The sequence below is a fragment of the Dyella nitratireducens genome, assembly GCF_014642835.1.
Classification (GTDB): domain Bacteria; phylum Pseudomonadota; class Gammaproteobacteria; order Xanthomonadales; family Rhodanobacteraceae; genus Dyella_B; species Dyella_B nitratireducens.
In genome coordinates this window covers 2,165,281-2,185,462 of sequence record NZ_BMJA01000001.1, presented here as the reverse complement: position 1 = coordinate 2,185,462, position 20,182 = coordinate 2,165,281, and the positions used below count along the sequence as shown (strand labels likewise).

Below are 20,182 nucleotides of genomic sequence, written 5' to 3'. Positions count from 1 at the left end.
CCCTGCTACTGCCAGCGTGTTGTCAGCAGCCCTCCACTTTCGTCATTCCCACGAAAGCGGGAATCCATCTGGGCGGGCGTCACTATTGAAAAAGTCGGTTCTGCAGGAATGACCGCCTAACGCTGGCGAGGGATTCAGGCTCTCGACTGGCTTATGTAAGGCTGAGCCGGGACAATGGCAGGCCCTTTTCCAGCAGGTTCGCCATGAAGCCCATCTCGCTGATCCAGTTTCTGATCGAAGAACGCCGCGCCGGCCATATCAACGCCGAGCTCACCTTGCTGATCGAAGTGGTCGCACGCGCCTGCAAGCGCATCGCGGTCGCCACCAACAAGGGCGCCATCGGGGGTGTGCTGGGCGAGGCGGGCACCGGCAACATCCAGGGCGAGGCGCAGAAGAAGCTGGATGTGATCTCCAACGAGATCCTGCTTGAAGCCAACGCCTGGGGTGGCCAGCTCGCCGCCTGCGCGTCGGAGGAAATGGAAGATCCGCAGCCGATTCCCGACATGTATCCGAAGGGCAATCACCTACTGCTGTTCGATCCGCTGGATGGCAGCTCGAACATCGACGTGAACATTTCCGTCGGCACCATCTTCTCCGTGCTGCGCTGCCCAGATGGTGTGAGCGAACCGAAGGCGGAGCACTTCCTGCAACCCGGCACGACGCAGCTCGCGGCCGGCTATGTGGTGTATGGCCCCGCCACCGTGCTGGTGTTGACGTTCGGCCACGGCACGCACGAGTTCACGCTGGATCGCGAAGTAGGCAGCTTCACCCTCAGCCGCCGTGATATCCGCATCCCGGAGGAAACCGGCGAATTCGCCATCAACATGTCGAACCAGCGTCACTGGGAACCGCCGATGCAGCGTTATATCGGCGAACTGCTGGCCGGCAAGGACGGTCCGCGCGGCAGGGATTTCAACATGCGCTGGGTGGCCTCGATGGTGGCCGACGTGCACCGCATCATCACCCGTGGCGGCGTGTTCTTCTATCCGCTGGATGCGAAGATCAAGAGCAAAGGCGGCAAGCTGCGCCTGATGTACGAGGCCAACCCGATGGCCTTGATCATCGAGCAAGCGGGTGGTGCAGCCACCACCGGCCGTGAACGCATTCTCGAGCTACAACCGACGGGTTTGCATCAGCGCGTGCCGGTGTTCCTAGGTTCAAAGAAAGAGGTCGAGGTTGCCACGCACTACCATCTCGAAGCCGATGGAGCGCGGAACTAACTCGCTTTGAATCATGAAGCCCTTCGCATCCTCGAAGGGCTTCATGCTATGCAAGACCTACAATTGATCGTTGGTAGTGGCGTTGAATTGCGTGCCTACGTTGGTCTCCAGATTGCTGATCGCATGCTCCAGCAAGTTGAAGATTTGCGCACGATCCGATGCGCTGCTCAGATCCAGCGTACCGGTGCTCGAAACGCCTGTTTGAGTGAGCGCCGTATTGAAGGCCGTCGAGGCCTGCGTTGCCGTGATGTAGGTGCCGGTACCTGAGCTGTTGACGTAATCCAGCGTCTGGAACACGTTGGAGAACACGTTTTCCAACGCTGCGATATTGAACGCGACGTGATTGCTGGGGGTAACGACGGTCGACAAACTGGTGGTCGGAATCGGATTGTCGTAGAGCTGATCCAGGTAGTAGCGAACCTGATAGGGATATTGCTTGTAGGTATCGTTCACGCCCCACACCGAACCATAGGCGTTCACCTGCGTTACGGTGGCCGAGGTCGCTGTTGCACCCAGGCTGCTATAGCTTTGCACCAGTCCACCGTAGTAGCCCTGGTTGTAAGCCACGTTCAGCAACACATCCAGGAAATTGTCCGGCAAGGTTTTGAAGTTCGCCAGCGCGTTGTCGTACGCCGGCTCCCACGGTGTTTGCCAACCCCCAGGTCCTTTGCCGGTCACGTTCAGTGCGACGAAGTCGTTGTAATGGAAATACGCCGTCAACATCGGCCCGTAGTACTTGTTGTTGAACGACGCCGGTGTTGGTTTGCTGTATTGCGTGGGCGCCGTAGCCATGGTGTAGCCGATGTTCTTCTGGATCGTGACGTAGTTGATCAGCGCATGACCTGACGGGGTATACGACCCGGACACCATATCGGCGGCATAGTTGTTGATCTGGTACGGACCACCTTGGCCTACGCCCATCACTGCTTGCTGATCGGGTGACGGATCGATCAGGCTACCGGTATCCACGTAATACTCGGTGGCAATGTTTTCCTGCAGCAGCTGACCCATGATCGAGCCGTATAAATAGTCCTTGTCGAACTGGATACCTGGGTAGTACTCCTGCACCAGATGCCCATACATCACGCCAGCGATGATGTTGGACATGATCAGGTCGGTGTAGTTATCGCCCGCCAACGCGATCTGGTCTTGCGAACTGCCTATACCAAGCAACAAATGGAAATCGACGTTACCTGACGTAGTGACCGATGACGGAGATGGTGTTGGTGTTGGTGTTGGTGTTGGTGTTGGTGTTGGTGTTGGTGTTGGTGTGGGGGTAGGAGTTGGCGTGGGTGTAGGGGTGGGAGTTGGCGTGGGCGAGGCACTGCATGCACCTTGCGACGTCCATGGTTGACCGCTACCTGCGCCACCATTGTTGGTCGCCGGATCGTTGCCCTGCGTCCACCAATTTGCCTGGTAATTGATGCCGCTCTCGCTGGCGACGTTGCCAGCCGTGTAAATCGCCGTTGCACTCCATGCAGGTGCGCAAGCGGACTGGGCATGCGCAACTTGCGTGGGTGCCATCGTGAGCAAGCTTGCCGATAAAGCTGCACCCACGGCGGTGCTCAACGTGCCTGATGTCAAAGTAGATCGCGTCACTGACTTTTTCACGTGCATGAGCCGTCTCCAAAAACATGGAAGGGATTTGCAACAAGTGAATCGCGTTGGCGGCATGACGACTGCGTTCCACGCAGCCGCATGGATCATCCGCCGGGCAAAAAACGCAGCCCTGCCCCTCACAGCATGTCGGGTGTGGTGCCCGAGAAAGGTGCGGCGGCAGTATCGGCCTGGAATGACAACGTTGTCTACGGGCACGGCAATCCACCTGTACCAGAACGTGACGAAGGTCGCCCTATGCCATGCTTTGGGCAGCAGGCAAAAGACGGCGTCTCCATAAAGACGCCGAAGCAAATAGCTAGTCAAACCCTGAAATCAGATGGCGCGTTTTTGCGATTACGCTGCGGCCTCGCCATAACGCCGTTGCCGCATCCACTTCGTCACGATCCATTTTTCGCCGCGCGTCACCGGCGAGCCACCGTGTAGTGTCAGGCGATCGAGCTGGTTCTGGCTGTTGGTGTATTCGAAATAGACGGCCGAACCCTTTTTCGGCACCACTTCCAGGCCGATATCGGGAAAGATGGTGGTACCGCCTTCTTCCACTTCGTTCAAATACATCACCATGGTGGAGACGCGCTGGCCGCCGATGGTCATCTGCACCTGGCTGCCGGGGTCTTCCGGTGGAAAGTAATCGAAGTGCGGTTTGTACTCGCCGCCGACGCCGTAGTGCAGGATCTGCAGGCCCTCGCCGTTTTCGACCGGCCAGTTCATCACTTCGGAAATGCGGCGGTCGAGTCGTGCGATGAATGGATCGGCGTTGAGAGTGAAGAAAGTGCCTTCGCTGCTGCGATCGGCGATGACTTCATGCTTGCCGGTCAATGGGTCGACCGTGGTGGAGCGGCGCATCTTGTCGGCCGAGCGGCGGATAAGTTCGTCGCACTCCTCTTCGCTCAACACGCCGTCGAGCACAGCGATCATCGGACGATTCACACGCGTGACCACACGTACATCGCGATCAGAAGTGCGGATCAAATTACCGGCGTAAAGTCGCGGCCTTTCATAGACGTAGCCGTTCGAAGACTGGGTTTGCGGTGGCGGCTTGGCGGTGGCGACAAAGGGGCCACTCATGATGCCGTTGACCGCGGCGCGCGCGAACACCGGATCGAAATGGTTACGCACCATGTCGTCGATCAGCGATTGCGGGGCACAGCCGCGCGAGAGATTTTCCTGAATCCAGTTGTGCCATTCGGGCGCCAAGTGTGTGATCGCGTTCATCGCAGAGTCCTCAAGTCCAGAGCGCTATCGATTCGATACCAGTTTGCGCCGCCGATGGTGGTATAGGGCGGGGTCGAGGCATTGTGAACCTGTTGGCCCGATCAGTGCGAGAGGAACCATGGAACTTGCGGATCATGCCCCTCTCCCGATGAGAGAGGGGCATAAGCGGCTCAGGCAAGGCCGTGACTGCGCAGCAACGCCTCCGGTTCCGGCTTGCGGCCCCGGAACGCGATAAAGCTCTCGATCGCAGGCCGGCTTGCACCCACGGCCAGGATTTCACGGCGGAAGCGTTCCCCGGTGGCCGGGTCGATCACGCTTTGCCCGTCGCGCGCGTGTTCCTCAAAGGCCCCGAACGCGTCCGCGCTCAGCAGTTCCGCCCACAGGTAGCTGTAGTAACCCGCCGCGTAGCCTCCTGCAAAGATGTGGGTAAAGGCGTGCGGGAAGCGTTGCCAGGCCGGAGGGTGCAACACGGCAACCTCGTGGCGTGCCTGCTCCAGCACTTCGAGCGTGCGTGCACCCTTGGCCGCGTCGTATTGCAGATGCAGCAGGAAATCGAACAGGGCGAATTCAAGCTGCCGCACCAGGAACAAGCCGGCATGAAAGTGCCGTGCTGCCAGCATGCGCTCGAACAGTTCATCCGGCAGGCGCTCACCGGTTTCCCAGTGTTTGGCGAACATATCCAGCGCTTCGCGGTTCCAGCCGAAGTTCTCCATGAACTGGCTGGGCAGTTCCACCGCATCCCACTCCACGCCGTCGATGCCGCCGACGGAAGGCAGCGGCACTTCCGTCAATAGATGATGGAAACCGTGGCCGAATTCATGGAACAGCGTCAGCACATCATCATGAGTGAGCAGCGCAGGGCGGCCCTCCGTTGGCGGTGCGAAGTTGCAGGTAAGGAACGCCACCGGCAATTCCAGATGCGTGCCGTCGTCGAAGCGTGCACGGCATACATCCATCCACGCACCGCCACGTTTGCCGCTGCGTGCGTAAAGATCAATGTAGGCGCCTGCAAAGATATGTCCGTCGGCATCCACGACGTCGTAATACCGCACATCGGGATGCCACACGTCGATGCCGTCACGCGGTTTCAGCGTGATGCCATAAAGCTTTTGCACCAGGCCGAACAAGCCGTCGATCACCGCCGGCAAGGGGAAGTACGGCTTGAGCTGTTCCTCATCCAGGGCGTACTGCTTCTGCCGCAGTTTTTCTGCCGCGTAGGCGACGTCCCAGGATTCGAGGTTGTCGATCTTGAGGTCCTCGGCGGCGAAGTCGCGCAGCGTGGCGAGTTCTTTCTGCGCTACCGGCTTGGCGCGCGAAGCCAGGTCGCGCAGGAAAGCCAGTACTTCATCCGGTGCGCCAGCCATCTTGGTGGCAAGCGATTCCTCCGCCGCATTGGCAAAGCCGAGCAATTGAGCCGCTTCATGGCGCAGGGCCATGATCTTGTCGATGCGTGCGCTGTTGTCGTACTTGCCTGCGTGCGGTCCTTGATCGGAAGCGCGCGTCTGATAAGCCCAGTACACACGTTCGCGCAGGCCGCGATTGTCGGCGTAGGTCATCACCGCTTGCACGCTCGGTTGCTTGAGCGTGACCAGATAGCCTTCCAGGCCTTTTTCCTTGGCGTACTGGCGCAGCACGGCGCGACCCGATTCGGGAATACCAGCCAGATCTCGCTCGTCGGTGATGTGTTCCTGCCATGCATCGGTGGCGTCGAGCACGGCGTTGGAGAATTCGGTGGAGAGCTTGGACAGTTCCACGCCGATATCGCGGAAGCGCGAGCGTGCCGGTTCTTCGAGCGCCACGCCGGAGAGTTTGAAATCACGCAGCGCATGGTCGACCAAGGCGCGTTGTGCACGGGAGAGTTTCGCAAAGTCCGGAGCATCGGCCACCGCTTGCACGGCAGCATAGAGATCACGGTTCTGCCCGACTTCGATCGAGTAGTCGGTGAGCATTTCTTCGGCCGGGCCGTAGACCTTGCGCAGGGCTTCGCTGTCGGCTACCGAGTGCAGATGGGAAACGGGTGACCAAGCATGTGCAATGCGCTGGTCGAAACGCTCCTGCGGCAGCATCACGGATTTGAAGTCGTGCAGTGCACCAGGCGCCGTCAGCGCAGCAATGCCGGCGCGGCTGTCGGCCAGCAAGGTTTCGACCGCGGGCAGCACGTGCTCGGGCTGGATCTGGGAGAACGCGGGGAGTGTGCTGTCGGCCAGCAGGGGATTGTCTTGACTCATGGTTTCGCTCCTTACAGGCCTCGAAGGGTGCTGGCGGGACGGGCTGAAATCAAGCCGGATGAACCGCATACGATGTCATCGCGGCCGTCGTACCATCGCGCGCATGCTACCCGCCGACATCCCTGCCCTCATTGGTCGAATCCCGCTGTTTTCGCATCTGACGGATGCACAACGGGCGGCATTGGCCGGCTACCTGCACTGGATTTGCTTGCCTGGCGGCCAGTACCTGTACCGGGCCGGCGAAGTGGCCGATGCACTGTATTTGTTGCGCAGCGGCAGCCTGGGCGTGTTCGATGGGTCCACCGATCTGATTCGGCAAGTGGCGGCGGACGACTGTGTCGGTGAAATCAGCCTGCTGGGCGGCGAGGCGCTGCGCTACAACGTGCGTGCGTTGCGGGATTGCGAGCTGCTGCGCCTGGATCACCAGCATTTCGAACAACTGATCGAACACCATCCACGCGCCATGATGGGCATGGCGCGGCAGGCGGTGGATCGGCTGATCCGCCGTGAACGCCATGTGGAACCGCCGGACAAACCGCGCACCTTCGCGATTTTGCCGGTCGACGAAACGGTGCCGGTGCGCGGCTTGGCCATGCAGCTTGCGCAGGCCTTGGAAAAATTCGGCAACTGCGTGGTGATCGATGCCGAACACGGCGCCAACCGCGGCAGCGACTGGTTCGCCGAGCGCGAAGCGCAAGTGCGCTTCGTGATCTATCTGGACAGCACGGGCGATCCTTCCTGGCGCCTGCGCTGCCTGCGCCAGGCAGACGTGCTGTTACTGCCCGCGCTGGCGGCCCAGCCGGCCAAGCCTTGGCCGGAAGCTGCGCCGGGGCATCCGGCACGCGTGCGGCATCGGCCGCGTCATCTGTTACTGATCCATCCCGCGCATCGCGTGCTGCAGGGTTCGGCACGGCGCTGGCGCGGGCAATTCAGTGGTGACATTCATCATCACCACATCTGCGGCGAAGGCGATATTCCGCGCATCGCCCGCCTCATCAGCGGTCATGCGCGCGGATTGGTGCTGGCCGGTGGCGGTGCACGCGGTCTCGCGCATCTGGGTGCCCTGCGCGCCTTGCGCGAAACCGGCCATGATTTCGATGCCGTCGGCGGCACCAGCATCGGCGCCATCATCGGCGCGGGCCTCGCCAACATGTGGAGCATCGAGGAGATGACGCGCGTGTATTACGAGGCTTTCGTGCGCGGCAAGCCGCTGTCGGATTGGACCGTTCCGCTGGTGGCGCTCACGCGCGGACGCCGTGCGGCGATCATGCTGCGGCGCGCGTTCGGCGCGATCGACATCGAGGATCTGGAACGTCCGTTTTTCTGCGTCTCCACCAATCTCTCCGGCCAGGGCAAGGTGGTGCATCGCCATGGGCCGCTGTGGCTGTGGCTGCGCGCGAGCAGTTCGATTCCTGGCATTCTGCCGCCAGTGCTGCATCACGGGCAGGTATACGTGGATGGCGCGCTGGTCGACAACCTGCCCACCGATGTGATGGCAGAGGACGGTATCGCGCACATCACGGCGGTAAGCATTCGCGCGGACATCGAACTACGCGCCAAGACCGAAGAGTTCGCCACGCCACCGTGGTGGCGGCTGTGGCTGCGCCAGCGACGCGGTGTCGGTTGGCCACGGCTGGTATCCACGCTGACACGCGCGGCGATGGTGAACAGCGAGGAGACCAGCGAGCGCTGCCGCGACCAGGCGGACTTGTTGATCACACCGCCGCTGGAGCACGTGGGCATGCTCGACTGGCGCGATTGGCAGCTGGCGATCGATTCCGGCTATCAGGAAACGCTGCGCGTGCTGGAAGAGCAGGAGCGCAATCCGTCACCCGCAAGCGATACGGCACAGCTTTCGCTCGAAGGCTAAAATGCGCGAATGAATTCCTTACGTCCCTTCAAAGGCATCCTGCCTACTCTCGGCGCCCGCACCTACGTCGACCCGGCCGCCACGGTCATCGGCGATGTTGTGCTGGGTGATGATGTTTCCATCTGGCCCGGCGCGGTATTGCGCGGTGATGTGAATCACATCCGCGTTGGAGCGCGCAGCAATATCCAGGACGGCACCATCGTGCACGTCACGCACGACGGTCCGTATTCGCCGGGCGGCTTTCCCACCGTCATCGGTGAAGGCGTCACCATTGGCCATGCCGCGGTGATCCATGCCTGTACCATCGAGGATTACTGCCTGATCGGCATGCACGCCATCGTGCTGGATGGCGCGGTGATCAAGAAGCACGGCTTCGTCGGCGCCGGTAGCGTGGTGCCACCGGGCAAGGTGGTGGGCGAGGGCGAGCTGTGGCTGGGGAATCCCGCGAAGTGCGTGCGCATGCTGACCGACAAGCAGATCGAGCAGCTGCATTATTCAGCGGATCACTACGTGCGTTTGAAGGACGCGTATCTCGCCGGCGGTTGACGTAGGTTGGGGTGCAAACCCCAACATCGCGATGCATGTGTGTATGAGAATGTTGGGGTTTGCACCCCAACCTACTGTCCTTGCTGCGCCTGGATACGCGCGGCTTCCGCTTCGTGCTTGCGCCGCTCGATTACACGCTGCGCATCGAGCACGCTGCCGAGCAGGGCAAGCTTGTAGTTGTGCTGATCGTACTGGCGCAGCAGGGAAAGCTCGCGCTGCGCCTCATCCAGGTCGCCGCTGTTGATGGTGTTTTCCACCACGTCACAGGCAGGCTTGAACGCATCGCGCATCCGCCGCTGCGCCGTCGCGTTGTTCGGATCGAGCTGCAGCACACTGTAGTAGAACTCGTAGACATTGCTGCCGACCGGCGCGACTAGGCGTTTTTCCTGGTACGCCTTGTCGGCCAGATCCAGCATCACGCCCACTTCGCTGCCGTCGTTGGCCGTATGGCCTTCGTCTGCCTTGCCGTTCATCCGTGTGTGCGCATACCAGAGCCCGCTGCCGACCAATAGCAGCACCACCGCGCCAAGCACGGCCCATAGCAAACCGCGCCGGTTCGCAGCGATGGAAATGGATGAAGACATGCCGACCTGCGCTTTAATCCTGGAGAAACCGCCGCCTAACAAAAAGGACGGCACCCTGTTGGGATCAAGTTAACGCGACAACGTGTCAGCAACATGACTCAAGCTGTCGAATATGACAGCTCGAGTACAGTATGCGAGCGATTCTCAGTGGAAGTCGCCGCCGATGATGTGCCCGTCCTTGTCCAGGCTGGGGAAGAAACGCGAGTTGTCGTAGCGGATTTCCATCGTGCTGATGGTGCCCGGCAGCATCAATTGCACGCCCGGGTACATCTTCTTGAACTCTTCCTGCGTCGGATGCGTGTTGATGAAGTTCTGGAACGAAGCCAGATCAGCAACGCCATGCTTGTCCACCGGTGTGCCGTCCGGACGCGTGCCTCGATGGCAGCCAGCGAGGGCAACGGCCACGCCGAGAACGGAAAGGGCAAGCAGACGGATACGCATCGGTAAGGGCTCCAGTGAGCGACAGGCTCAAGTCAGATGCCGGCAAACCTAGCATGCCGGCGCCCCCTCAGACCATCGGAGGGGGCGCTGCGTTCACTCTTGCCCTTACCAGGGCAGCACGCTGTCGCCCAGATAAGGTGAGCCATCCGGATGCGCGAACCACAACACCCGACTCTGTCCGCCCGGACAACCCTTGCCCGTGCTGTAAGCCGTCACCAGGTTATTCGCCGAGCTGACGCTGCCGGTGTAGCAGCCGCCCAGTGAATCGCTGAACGCAAAGTTTTGCGTGGCCTGTTGGCCGCTGTGACCGGTGATCTGGAAGCTGCTGTTGACCAACAGCGTGTCGGAACCCGCCACTTGGTTATGCACGTCGGACGAGTACAGCGGGAAGCCACCGAGGCTCAGACCGGCGTGCTGGTCGTAACCCTGCTTGATCGAAGTGAGGATCGAGAAGCTGCCATCCGATTCGATGGTCTCGTTGGAGTCCACATGCAGCGGATAGCGGAAGCGCGACTCATACTCGCCGCTCAAGAAATTGCCGATCCTGCTGCGGCTGACGCCGTCCACCTTGGTGAGCTGGTCACTGATCTGGTGGAAGTCGGTCGCGGTGATGTCGAAGGTTTGCGTATCGGCAAAGCTCACCGTCTGATCCACCGTGGTGGTGACGCGGCCGTGCGATGTATTGACGTAGCCTTCGATCACGAAGTGGCGGCTGAGATCGGTGGTGACGGCGCCGGTGACGTTGCCGGACGAATCCTGCTGCAACGTACTACCGATGGTCGGCGTGGGCGGCTGATTCGCCAGCGTATTGCGCACCACTGCGCCGCTGACCTGTTTTGCGCCCTGATCCTGGTACACCAGCAGGCTCGCGGTGGCGGAGAAGTAGCTGTTCGCCCCTTGCACGCTTACTGCCACCGTATGCGACGAGCCGTTGCTGAGGATGCCGGCGAACGGCGTGAGGTCCACGCGATACGGCATGAAGTTCAGCGTCTGCACGCCAGGTGTCGGCTTCCAGATGAACAGATCGATGCCGCCGGTATAGATCCACGGATATACCGGGGCTACGCCAGCCGCCTGGCCATCGATGCTCACTTCGGCTTCGCGGAAATTGCCGCCGCCGCACTCTTGCGTTTCCGCCGCGTACTGATTCGGCACGCAGGTGTACCAGAATTCATCGTTGCTCTGGCTCTGGGTGAACACGTCCAGATACGCACGTTCGACGTTGGCCGGCAAAGTCAGCGTGGCCGCCATCTGACTGCTGGAGTCGTTCAAGGTCACGGTGCTGCCGATCGGATCACTGCCTAGCGGATACACCGCATCCGGCACGCGCGGCGCGGGCGCCACCACGGACGCCGGATAGAACAACAAGCGCGCGCTGCCATGCAGCGAGCTGGTGTATTGGCTGTTGACGATGTTGCCGATGAACACCTGGCCTTCGCCGGCATTGCGGAACAGTGCGGTGTAATCGGTGAGATCACGCTCGACGTGCCAACTGCGCCCCTCGGCGGACGTGGGCTCCTGCGTGGTGCCGAAATAGAGATTCACACCGCTCAGGAAGATGGTGGCGGTGCGGTCGAACTGCACGCCGGCATCGATCGAGAAATCACCCTCCAGCACCACCTTCGACCAGTGCGTGCCGCAACCGGCAGGCGGCGTGTAATTGAAAGGCCGCGGGCTGTAGTCATTGAACGTGTCATTGCTGAAAAGCTGCACCACGCATGGCTGTCCCGGCGGACGCGGCACGGTGGGATCGGCAACGGTGACGTTGCCCGAGCCGACAGGACTGCTTCCACCCGGCGCCGCCTGTGCGACGCCACCCAACACCAACGAAAGCCCGGCTATGGCCAGGCAACGACTGAAACACCCCTTCGGCAACATGGTGCAGCTCTCCCCACAAGATGATGCCCCCCGTCTGCCGAAATTAGCATGCCATTTGTTTTGGAAGTGCCAAATTTGACGGCTGTCAGAGGCGTCACACAGGGCCTTTGGAGACAGCGCCCGATGCCTGCCGGGGACGGATGCGAATCACGTTTCGCAGGTGGACTTATGGGTGGCGAAGTCATGCAATTGTCGCCCGCCCTGACGCTCAGTTGCCGCCAGAACGCGCATAAGGTTCGCGTGCGACGATCACCTTCGTCGTCCGGGTGGTGAAGGCGTCCGGCGCATCATCCCAATCGGCGACCAGTGTCGCGACCTTAAGTGGATCGAACAGGCCTTGCCGTACCAGTTCGATGACGTCTGGCAGGTCGCGCCGTGGGTGCGATATGCCCACGTGCAACGTCACGCTGTTGGCATACATTTGCATCAAGGGCAGCCCGGTCTGCTTGCCGAAATAAAAGCCCGTCGCCGTACAGTTTCCGCCCGGCGCCAACGAACGCAGCGCATAGCGCAGCCCGGCTGTGGTGGAACTGGCATCCACGGAAACGAGATAACGGCCATGCACGCGTGGCGCGTGACGATCGAACCACGCGGCGCCACGCTTGCTCTCCATAACGCTGGCACCAAGCGCTTCAGCGATGCGCAGTCGCTCAGGATCGTAATCGACGTAGTCCACACGCGACGCGCCAAGCGCAACCGCCATGCCCGCGGCATAAAGCCCGATGCTGCGCGCTCCACCACCCACCACCAGCACCGGTGCACCCGGTCGTTGGGCAAGTGCAGGACCGACGCTGCGCCAAGCATCAGGCATGTTGTCGCTGGCGCTGGCGAGTTTGAGCGGCTCGATATCGGCAGGTACCGGTACCAGCATGGCATCGGCGAACGGCACGCGCAGCAGATCGCAGACGGTTCCGCCCCATGGGCCCATCGATGCGCCAAAACCATAGCCGGAAAGCAACGTACTGCCCGCCTGCGTGCAATGGGAGGTGTGCCCGCGATGACAGGTCGGACAGCTGCCGCACGATATCGACCAGGGCACGATGACCAGCTGGCCTTTATGAATGTGCTTGACGTCCTCGCCGCACTCGATCACTTCGGCCATGCATTCGTGTCCGATCGCAAATGGCTTGCCATAGGGATACGGCCCTAGCAGCTCCGGTATCAGCGGATCGAAATAATGCAACGCGACACCCGCTCGCAGCGCAGTGGTCACATGATTGAAGATCGGCAAATTGTCGCCATCGCAGCGAGCAGCAATCACCGGTCGTACCAAGGCCTCTCCAGGGCCGCCCAAAATCGGTGACGCTACCGAACGCCACGCCACTCGCCGGGTCTTGATAAACGCTAATTCCCTCATATACCCGTATCTGTTGTGGCACTGGGAGCAGTCTAAAGTCGGGACTCAAGCCCCAGGTCAAGAGCATTGAAGCGGCAATGGCCAAGATGAGGAGCGGGCATGAGAACGGGAGTGCTGATTAAACGTGCGGGTGTCACGCGCGACACGCTGCGCTATTACGAACGCGAGGGACTGATAACGCCACCGGTACGCTTGATCAATGGCTATCGTGACTATCCGGAACAGGTGCTGGAGGAAATCCGCTTCATCCGATTGGGCCAATCCGTGGGCCTGCCGTTGCAAATCATCCGCCGTGCCATTCCGTACCTCATCGCACCACAACCTGGCTGCCAGGAACTGCGCGCGGTCCTGGAAGCACAAATGCGCGCGCTCGACGAGCAGATGGACAAATTGCGCTCGGCGAAGGCCCGCCTCAGCAAATGGCTGCTCGCAAATCGCGCCGCAGCCATGGCCGGCTAGTCCGCCTGACGCGTGGCCGCTTCTAACGCATGGAGATAGGCCAGCGCACGCTGGCGATCTGCCCCGCACATCGCCAGCTCCGGCTTCAGGCCGCTGCAAACGGCAGGACGATGGGGATCGCCGAAGATCGCGCAACGGTTGTCATTGGTGAGCTGGATGCATCTGACCCCGGCGGGCTTGCCATGCGGCATGCCGGGAATAGGCGAGCTGATGGACGGCGCAATGCAACACGCGCCGCAGCCGGCTCGGCACGACATGCCCATGTTCACGAACCTTGCGTGCGCAGCGCCTGGTACACCGGTTCCGTATCGGGACGCTTGCCGTGCCACAGCTCGAAGGCATCGGCTGCTTGTTCTACCAACATGCCAAGACCGTCATACGCGTAGCGGGCGCCGGCAGCGCGCGCCCAGGCCAGGAAGCCAAAGGCGGATTTGCCGTAGCCCAAGTCGTAGCACGTGGCGCGTGAGCCGACCAGTGAGAACGGCAGGCTGAGTGACTGACCCAGGGTGCCTGCCGAGGTGGCATTGACGATCAAATCGAAGCTGCCGATGCCCGCGAGATCTTCCCAATAGCGCGTATGCACGCGCGCCGGCTCGCCGATCATATCGGCGAGGGCATCGGCAGCCTCAGGCGAGCGGTTGACGATGGTCAGCGTCTGCACGCCTGCTTCGAACAGCGCCCAGGCTACTGCACGCGCTGCACCGCCTGCGCCGAGCAGCAATGTGTCATGGCCACGCAGATCAAGATCATGCCGATAGGTAAGGTCGCGTACCAGCGCACCGCCGTCGGTGTTATGGGCGGATAGACGTCCATTTGCCAAACGCGTAAGCACGTTGGCGGTGCCAGCACGTGTGGCAGCTTGCGTGTGCTCGTCGGCCAGCGCGAAGGCGGCGGATTTATGCGGCAGGGTGACATTGGCGCCGCAGCTGTCACCATCGCTGAAGAAGCCTTTTACCGCGTCAGCGAAATCATCCGGTGCGGCATCGATGGCGCGATAGTCCAGTGCAATGCCAAATTGCCGGGCGAACGCCTGGTGGATTTGCGGCGACAGGCTGTGCGCGATTGGATGGCCAAAGACGGCGAAGTGCAAGGATTGGGACATGCGGGTGCTCCTGCGTGGGCGGCCATTGTATGCGCTTTGGCGCTGCCTGTTTTCCCGCTCACCCCCAACCCAACCCTCCCCTGCGAGCAGGGGAGGGCGTCACGCTTGCTTCCTTATGTAGATGACAACGAGAACGTTCTGGCGTTGGTCACCAGCGATAGGTCACCTTGCCGTACCAATAGCGCCCATCGAAGCCAAATGGCGAAAGTGCCGAGTACTGCAAGCCATTGGCGCGATCCTCGTAGCCGCCATTGTTCGTCAAGGCCACCTTGGTGGGATATTGATTGGTGACGTTGTCGACGCCCGCGGCGAAGATCCAGTGCTCCAGGCTGTAATTGACCGACAGATTCAACAACCAGCGCGGCGCGAACTTTTGGCCGACCAGGCCGATGGCCGGATCGGAAACATCGGTGACCGAGCCGTAACGAGTAAAGTCCGCATGCACGTCCCAACCGCTCTTCTGCCAATCGCTGTACAACACGTACTTGGTGCGCGGCGTGCCCTTGGTCAACAGGCCCTGGTTATACGGACCCAACAGAGCGGGGTTGGTGATCGATTCGATGTGCACCTGGTTGTAGTTCGCGCTGATGCCATTATTGAGGCGCCCCCAATCACCCAGTTCCTGGTTGTAGTTCACCACCAGATCCGCGCCGCGCGTGCGCGTGTCGCCACCGTTGACGAAGAACTGTAGTTGCGCGATTTGCGGGAAGTTCGGGTTCGTGTTGGTCAGCGGGTCGCTGTAGAGGATCTGATGCCAGATGCGGATCTGGTAGATATCCAGTGTGGCATTGAGTGGGTCCATCGGCGTGAACACGGCACCGATCGAATAGTTCGACGATTTCTCCGGTGTGAGTGGCTTGGCGCCGTAGGCAATGGCCAGCGGGTTGTTAGGGCGCAACGTGCCTACTTGTACGAGCTGCCCGTTCGACACCAGGGTGACCGTGGAACTGTAGTTGACTTGTGCCATCGACGGTGCGCGAAAGCCGTTGGATGCCGTGGCACGCAAGGCAAACGTGTCGGTGACTTGATAGCGCCCGGATAGCTTGCCCGACACCACCGAGCCGACACCGCCGGAGTAATTTTCGTAGCGCGCGGCGGCGCCGGCCGAGAACTTGTCGGTGATGTCGCTTTCCAGATCGACATAAGCCGCGTAGTTGTGGCGACTGAAATTGCCGGCAAGATCCGGCGTGATGCCAGGCCATACCTGTGAACCACCGGGATACACATTGCCGCTGGGGTCAAGCGTGTTGGGATTGAAGTAATACGATGCTGGGTCGCCCGCTCCCACGTCGTATTCGTCTTTCTTGTATTCCACGCCCCAAGCCACCGTCATGCCATTTTTGAGGAAGCTCGGACTGAATTCGCGCGAAGCATCGAAGTTCAGCACGCCGAGTTTGGTAGCGTATCGGCCCGAAAAGAAGGATGTCGGCGAGGAACCGGTGGAGTAGTAGAGATTGGTGTTGATGGAGTTGGTGATGTCGAACGTCAGGTCGTTCTCGCCATAGGTGCCTGACAAATCCCAGTTCCAACCCCATGCCTGGCCTTTCAATCCCAGCGTACCCTGGTAATCCCGCGTGGGATTGACGATGTGCGGCAAGAAGCCATCGGGATAGACCGCGATCACGTTGCGATCGGGATTGTTCCACATGCGCCAGTAGCCGTTGGACGTCACGTCGCGCTTGCCCATGATCAAGTTGCCGTAAAGCTGGACGCCGTCACCAAGGTTGTATTCCATGTTGAGAACGCCCTGGTAAACCTTCTCCGCCGGTTCGCCATAGCGTTGATACGGTGTCGGCGGCGGGTAGGGCGTGTTGACGAAATCACGCGGTGGATAATTGAAGGTGGGATCGGTGTTTTCGGCGCGATTGGTATTCATCACGCTTTGGTAATTCCAGGAAAACCTCATCCAACCTGGCGCCTTGCCCTGCTCGCCACCAAGAGGAATTGCCACCGAACCTTCCACGCCGTTGTTGGCGCCGTCGCCAACATCCATCACGCCACCGTAGACATCGATACTGTTCTTGCCTGCGCCAGGCGCACCTTTGAGGATGATGTTGATCACGCCGGCGATGGCGTCGGAACCGTATTGCGCCGAAGCGCCGTCGCGCAGCACTTCGATATGGTCGATGGCTGCCATCGGAATCGAATTGAGATCGACCGGTGCCGAACCGCGGCCTACGCTTTCGTTGTAGTTGACCAGCGAGGATGTGTGGTAGCGCTTGCCGTTCACCAGCACCAGCACGTCATCTGGCGAGAGCCCGCGCAACGTAGCCGGGCGCAATGCATCGTTGCCATCGTTGATGGCCGGATGCGGAAAGTCGAGCGAGGGAAGAAGACGGTTGAGTGCGGTAGCCAAATCTCCGGCGCCGGTCGATGCCAGGTCTTTGGGTGTCAATACATCGATCGGTGCCAGCGAGTCATCCACCGTACGGGTTGTACTGCGCGTGCCTGTGACGACGACTTGTTGCAGTTGCTTGGTGGTGGTGTTGTCTTGCGTGCTGCTGCTGCTGGTGTCTTGAGCATGGGCTAAAGGTGCACAAAGCAACGCGGATGTCACCGATAGCCACAGCGCATGCCGTCGAAACGACGACGAATACAAACCAATAGGCATGAGTTACCCCTCCCCGCCATTAGAGATGGAAGTGAAAAGAATTGAATGGCGTGCCTCCCGGACACGCTGACGTGCACTCCCCAAGTGCAGTCGATTTCAAGCTAGGTCGAAAGTCATGTGTCGGTCAAGACAACGGCGCGTGTATGTCGCGCTTTGCGATCGAGCGCACAGTTGATGACGCAAGTTGCATGGGTTTTGTCAGCTATGTGCAAAGTTCGCGCGTGCACGCACGTTATGCATACACATTGCGTTGACAAAGTACGCGTGCATGGTTGTTGAACATGTTCATCTGTGCATCGCAACTTATGAGACAGACACCGAGCAAGCTCTCTCCATCGTGCAGCCTTGGAGTCCGTCATGCGCAGCAAGCCGATCGATCCGAACCGTCATCCGCGTCTTCTTGCCGCAGCCTTGCTGTGGTTGTTCGGCGGCAGCTTGCTGCTCGCAACGACACTCGTTCCCGCCTATACCGTTTTGCTCGGGTGGACACCGTTTTTCTGGCTGTTTATGGCGCCGCTCGCGGTAGCGCTGACGTTGGAACCCCGTCTGCCGCAGCACTTGTTGAGCGTGCGCAAACCGCGTCGTCGCCCTGCGTCGCCATTGATCTGGAACTGAATCCGCTTGGCAGTGGAGCCGTTGCGGCGCGGAGCGCTGCATCCTAAGGATGATCGCCGGCTGGAAGGGAGTGGTCGCGGCTTGGCGGTCGGCGCGAAGGAATGCGCGAGCGATTCCGGTTCACCCAGGGAAGGGTGACCGGAATAGCCCTACCTAGGTAAGGATGCCCATGCGCTTGCGCTCCATGCGGCGCAGGAACTCCTGCATGATGCGTCGATAGAGATCTTCGCCCAGGTATTTATCTTCTACGCCGGCATCAATGGACGGGTTGTCGTTCACTTCGATCACCACGACCTTGTCGCCCACCTGCTTCAAGTCCACGCCGTAGAGGCCATCGCCGACGGCGCTGGTCGCCTTGAGTGCCAGCTTTACAACGTCGGCGGGCGCATCGCGGACGGGAATGGTCTCGAAGCCACCCGATTTGTCGGTGCCTTTCGCACCGTGGTTATAGATTTGCCAGTGGCCGCGCGACATGTAGTACTTGCATGCATACAGCGGCTCGCGATTGAGCACGCCAACGCGCCAGTCGAAATCGGTGTAGACGAATTCCTGCGCCAGCAGGAGCGCGCTGTGCTGGAACAGTTCGCCGGCCGCTTTTTCCAGATGCTCCTCGCTTTCCACCTTGACCACACCGCGCGAGAACGAGCCATCCGGAATTTTCAGCACCAATGGAAAGCCGAGTTTTGCAGCAACGTCATGCAAACCCTTGGTGTCGTCACGATAGAGAATCTCGGTGCGCGGCACGGCGAGCTTGCGCGACACCATCAGGTCGTTGAGGAAGATCTTGTTCGTGCAGCGCAGGATCGAGCTGGGATCATCCATCACCACCATGCCTTCACGTTCGGCACGGTGAGCGAAGCTGTACGTGTGGTTGTCGCTGGCGGTGGTTTCGCGAATGAACAGGCCATCGTATTCAGCCAGGCGCTGATAGTCGTTCTTGCCGATCGGGTCGACTTCGATGCCCAGTTCCTTGCCGGCTGCGATGAACGATTTCAGCGCCTTCTTGTTCGACGGCGGCATCGCTTCGTTCGGATCGACCAGCATGGCCAGGTCGTAGCGGTACAGGCGCCTTGCGCGAGGCTTGCGCCAAAGCTTCTTGGAGAAGCGGTCGAGTTCGGTGGCGAAGGCATCTTCCTGGGCATCATCCAGCGTATGCAGCCCCACCGGTTTCACGGATGAGATCTGCCACACGCGCTCGCGCTCGAACTCGATGCGCAGCAATGGACAGGGATACGTTTCAAAGACCTGCCGCGCCAAGTCCTGCAAGGCGGGATAGGCGGTCTCGCCGAAGTACACGAGGATGCCGAAGTCGGTGGTGTCACGCCCGCCCGCCGGCAGGAAGTGCGTGAGCTTGGCGTTGAGATCGTCGATGGCCAAGCCATACAGCGAGCGGCGCCGCAGATCGTTCACCGTGCGCACGGACGGCATCACGCGGTGTCCACGTGCTTCGGCCAGCAATGAAACGTAGTAGCCCGTGCCCAGGTACTTGTAGCTGCGGCACAGGTTGATCACATGCGTGCGCTCTTCGTCACCGCCTACCGGCTCGCGCAGGTAGTCCATGGCGGTGACGACGTCGACGGATGGATAGTAGGAGCCCCAGTCGGAAGCTTTCTCGACGACGATGACGAGTCGGGTCATGACACCTCAAGGAGACAGCAGGTGGAACGTCGTCGCGTGGGGAAACGAGGCGGCGCAGCGCAAGGCGGCAGTGTCTTGCAGCTTGGCTTGGCGCACAAGGGTGGGCGGTGAAGCGGGATTAAACGCCATGCAGGCCCGCGTCGCGAAACCGCCGGTGTACGGCTTCGCGCAAGACGTGCGAACGGCGCCTATGTAGGTCGTCCGTCACCCATCCGGGCAGATGATTTCCGGGCCATAGTGCACTAGAGTGCCGCGCTTCCCTGACCCACCCTGCCACCGAGTTTCGCGAGTACCACCGATGACACCATCGCCTGCGACCGCCGCCGTGCGGGTGCGCCGTGCCGAACTTTCCGATCTCGATGACCTGGTCTCGTTGGAGCAGGCCACGTTCGATAGCGACCGGATCAGCCGTGCGCAGTTTCGCCGTCACCTCGACAGCGATTCGGCACGGGTGCTGATCGCCAGCGCCAACCACCGCCGCTTCCTGGGCACTGCGATGGTGTTTTTCCGCAAAGGCAGCCGCGTGGCGCGGCTGTATTCGATCGCCAGCCTGCCGGAGGCCCGCGGCAAGGGCGTGGGCACGGCGCTGATCGAGGCGGCCGAAGCGGCAGCACGGCAACGGCGCTGCCAATCGCTGCGGCTGGAAGTGCGCACTGATAACGACAGCGCGATCCGGCTCTACGAGCGCCTGGGTTACGACCGCGTGGGTCCGGTGAAGAGAGGCTTCTACCAGGACGGCTCGGACGCTTTTGTCTACGAGAAAGCGCTGGCATGAAAAAGGCCTCCCGCCGGGAGGCCTTT

The 20,182-nt window shown here is 60.8% G+C and carries 17 protein-coding genes; 6 read left to right on the top strand and 11 right to left on the bottom strand.

Annotation, left to right across the window (positions count from 1 at the left end):
- The first annotated feature begins 203 nt into the window (after nucleotides 1–203).
- A complete protein-coding gene (locus IEX75_RS10065; protein WP_188794067.1) occupies nucleotides 204–1,220 on the top strand; it encodes a class 1 fructose-bisphosphatase in 1,017 nt (338 codons plus the stop codon).
- A gap of 57 nt (nucleotides 1,221–1,277) precedes the next feature.
- Here IEX75_RS10065 and IEX75_RS10060 read toward each other — a convergent pair whose 3' ends face one another.
- The 3 genes from IEX75_RS10060 to IEX75_RS10050 all read right to left on the bottom strand — a co-directional run bounded on the left by IEX75_RS10060 (nucleotide 1,278) and on the right by IEX75_RS10050 (nucleotide 6,280).
- A complete protein-coding gene (locus IEX75_RS10060; protein ID WP_229720729.1) occupies nucleotides 1,278–2,819 on the bottom strand; it encodes a carbohydrate-binding protein in 1,542 nt (513 codons plus the stop codon).
- 354 nt (nucleotides 2,820–3,173) lie between these two features.
- Nucleotides 3,174–4,052 carry a 2OG-Fe(II) oxygenase gene (locus IEX75_RS10055; RefSeq protein WP_188794065.1) on the bottom strand — a complete coding sequence of 293 codons (879 nt, stop codon included), beginning with the start codon at nucleotides 4,050–4,052 and terminating at the stop codon, nucleotides 3,174–3,176.
- A 170-nt stretch (nucleotides 4,053–4,222) separates the two neighbouring features.
- Nucleotides 4,223–6,280, bottom strand: a complete 2,058-nt coding sequence (locus IEX75_RS10050) for a M3 family metallopeptidase (protein ID WP_188794064.1) — start codon at nucleotides 6,278–6,280, stop codon at nucleotides 4,223–4,225.
- 58 nt (nucleotides 6,281–6,338) lie between these two features.
- Here IEX75_RS10050 and IEX75_RS10045 point away from each other — a divergent pair, with 58 nt between their 5' ends.
- Both IEX75_RS10045 and IEX75_RS10040 read left to right on the top strand, forming a co-directional pair.
- On the top strand, nucleotides 6,339–8,150 hold the full coding sequence (locus tag IEX75_RS10045; protein ID WP_229720728.1) for a patatin-like phospholipase family protein: 1,812 nt from the start codon (nucleotides 6,339–6,341) through the stop codon (nucleotides 8,148–8,150).
- A 9-nt stretch (nucleotides 8,151–8,159) separates the two neighbouring features.
- Complete coding sequence (locus IEX75_RS10040) at nucleotides 8,160–8,696, top strand: gamma carbonic anhydrase family protein (RefSeq protein WP_188794063.1); 537 nt, start codon at nucleotides 8,160–8,162, stop codon at nucleotides 8,694–8,696.
- Between the two features lie 71 nt (nucleotides 8,697–8,767).
- Here IEX75_RS10040 and IEX75_RS10035 read toward each other — a convergent pair whose 3' ends face one another.
- The 4 genes from IEX75_RS10035 to IEX75_RS10020 form a co-directional block, all read right to left on the bottom strand.
- Complete coding sequence (locus IEX75_RS10035) at nucleotides 8,768–9,280, bottom strand: hypothetical protein (protein WP_188794062.1); 513 nt, start codon at nucleotides 9,278–9,280, stop codon at nucleotides 8,768–8,770.
- A gap of 144 nt (nucleotides 9,281–9,424) precedes the next feature.
- On the bottom strand, nucleotides 9,425–9,721 hold the full coding sequence (locus IEX75_RS10030) for a hypothetical protein (RefSeq protein WP_188794061.1): 297 nt from the start codon (nucleotides 9,719–9,721) through the stop codon (nucleotides 9,425–9,427).
- Between the two features lie 105 nt (nucleotides 9,722–9,826).
- Entirely contained in the window at nucleotides 9,827–11,599 is a 1,773-nt protein-coding gene (locus IEX75_RS10025; RefSeq protein ID WP_188794060.1) for a peptide-N4-asparagine amidase, read from the bottom strand.
- A gap of 208 nt (nucleotides 11,600–11,807) precedes the next feature.
- Entirely contained in the window at nucleotides 11,808–12,872 is a 1,065-nt protein-coding gene (locus tag IEX75_RS10020) for a zinc-dependent alcohol dehydrogenase (RefSeq protein WP_229720727.1), read from the bottom strand.
- Between the two features lie 183 nt (nucleotides 12,873–13,055).
- Here IEX75_RS10020 and IEX75_RS10015 point away from each other — a divergent pair, with 183 nt between their 5' ends.
- Nucleotides 13,056–13,415 carry a MerR family DNA-binding transcriptional regulator gene (locus IEX75_RS10015; protein ID WP_188794058.1) on the top strand — a complete coding sequence of 120 codons (360 nt, stop codon included), beginning with the start codon at nucleotides 13,056–13,058 and terminating at the stop codon, nucleotides 13,413–13,415.
- Here IEX75_RS10015 and IEX75_RS10010 read toward each other — a convergent pair.
- The 3 genes from IEX75_RS10010 to IEX75_RS10000 all read right to left on the bottom strand — a co-directional run bounded on the left by IEX75_RS10010 (nucleotide 13,412) and on the right by IEX75_RS10000 (nucleotide 17,128).
- Nucleotides 13,412–13,672 carry a YkgJ family cysteine cluster protein gene (locus IEX75_RS10010; RefSeq protein WP_188794057.1) on the bottom strand — a complete coding sequence of 87 codons (261 nt, stop codon included), beginning with the start codon at nucleotides 13,670–13,672 and terminating at the stop codon, nucleotides 13,412–13,414. The genes IEX75_RS10015 and IEX75_RS10010 overlap by 4 nt on opposite strands.
- A gap of 8 nt (nucleotides 13,673–13,680) precedes the next feature.
- Entirely contained in the window at nucleotides 13,681–14,517 is an 837-nt protein-coding gene (gene aroE, locus IEX75_RS10005; protein WP_188794056.1) for a shikimate dehydrogenase, read from the bottom strand.
- 148 nt (nucleotides 14,518–14,665) lie between these two features.
- The gene (locus tag IEX75_RS10000; RefSeq protein ID WP_188794055.1) at nucleotides 14,666–17,128 is read right to left on the bottom strand and encodes a TonB-dependent receptor plug domain-containing protein; all 2,463 of its coding nucleotides are present in this window, start codon (nucleotides 17,126–17,128) and stop codon (nucleotides 14,666–14,668) included.
- 357 nt (nucleotides 17,129–17,485) lie between these two features.
- On the opposite strand from IEX75_RS10000, the gene IEX75_RS09995 reads away from it, so the two are divergent.
- A complete protein-coding gene (locus IEX75_RS09995; RefSeq protein WP_188794054.1) occupies nucleotides 17,486–17,743 on the top strand; it encodes a hypothetical protein in 258 nt (85 codons plus the stop codon).
- A 153-nt stretch (nucleotides 17,744–17,896) separates the two neighbouring features.
- On the opposite strand, the gene IEX75_RS09990 is transcribed toward IEX75_RS09995, so the two are convergent.
- Complete coding sequence (locus IEX75_RS09990) at nucleotides 17,897–19,381, bottom strand: RimK family protein (RefSeq protein WP_188794053.1); 1,485 nt, start codon at nucleotides 19,379–19,381, stop codon at nucleotides 17,897–17,899.
- A gap of 298 nt (nucleotides 19,382–19,679) precedes the next feature.
- Between IEX75_RS09990 and IEX75_RS09985 the strand changes: the two genes are divergently transcribed.
- Nucleotides 19,680–20,156, top strand: a complete 477-nt coding sequence (locus IEX75_RS09985) for a GNAT family N-acetyltransferase (protein WP_188794052.1) — start codon at nucleotides 19,680–19,682, stop codon at nucleotides 20,154–20,156.
- The last annotated feature ends 26 nt before the right edge of the window (nucleotides 20,157–20,182 follow it).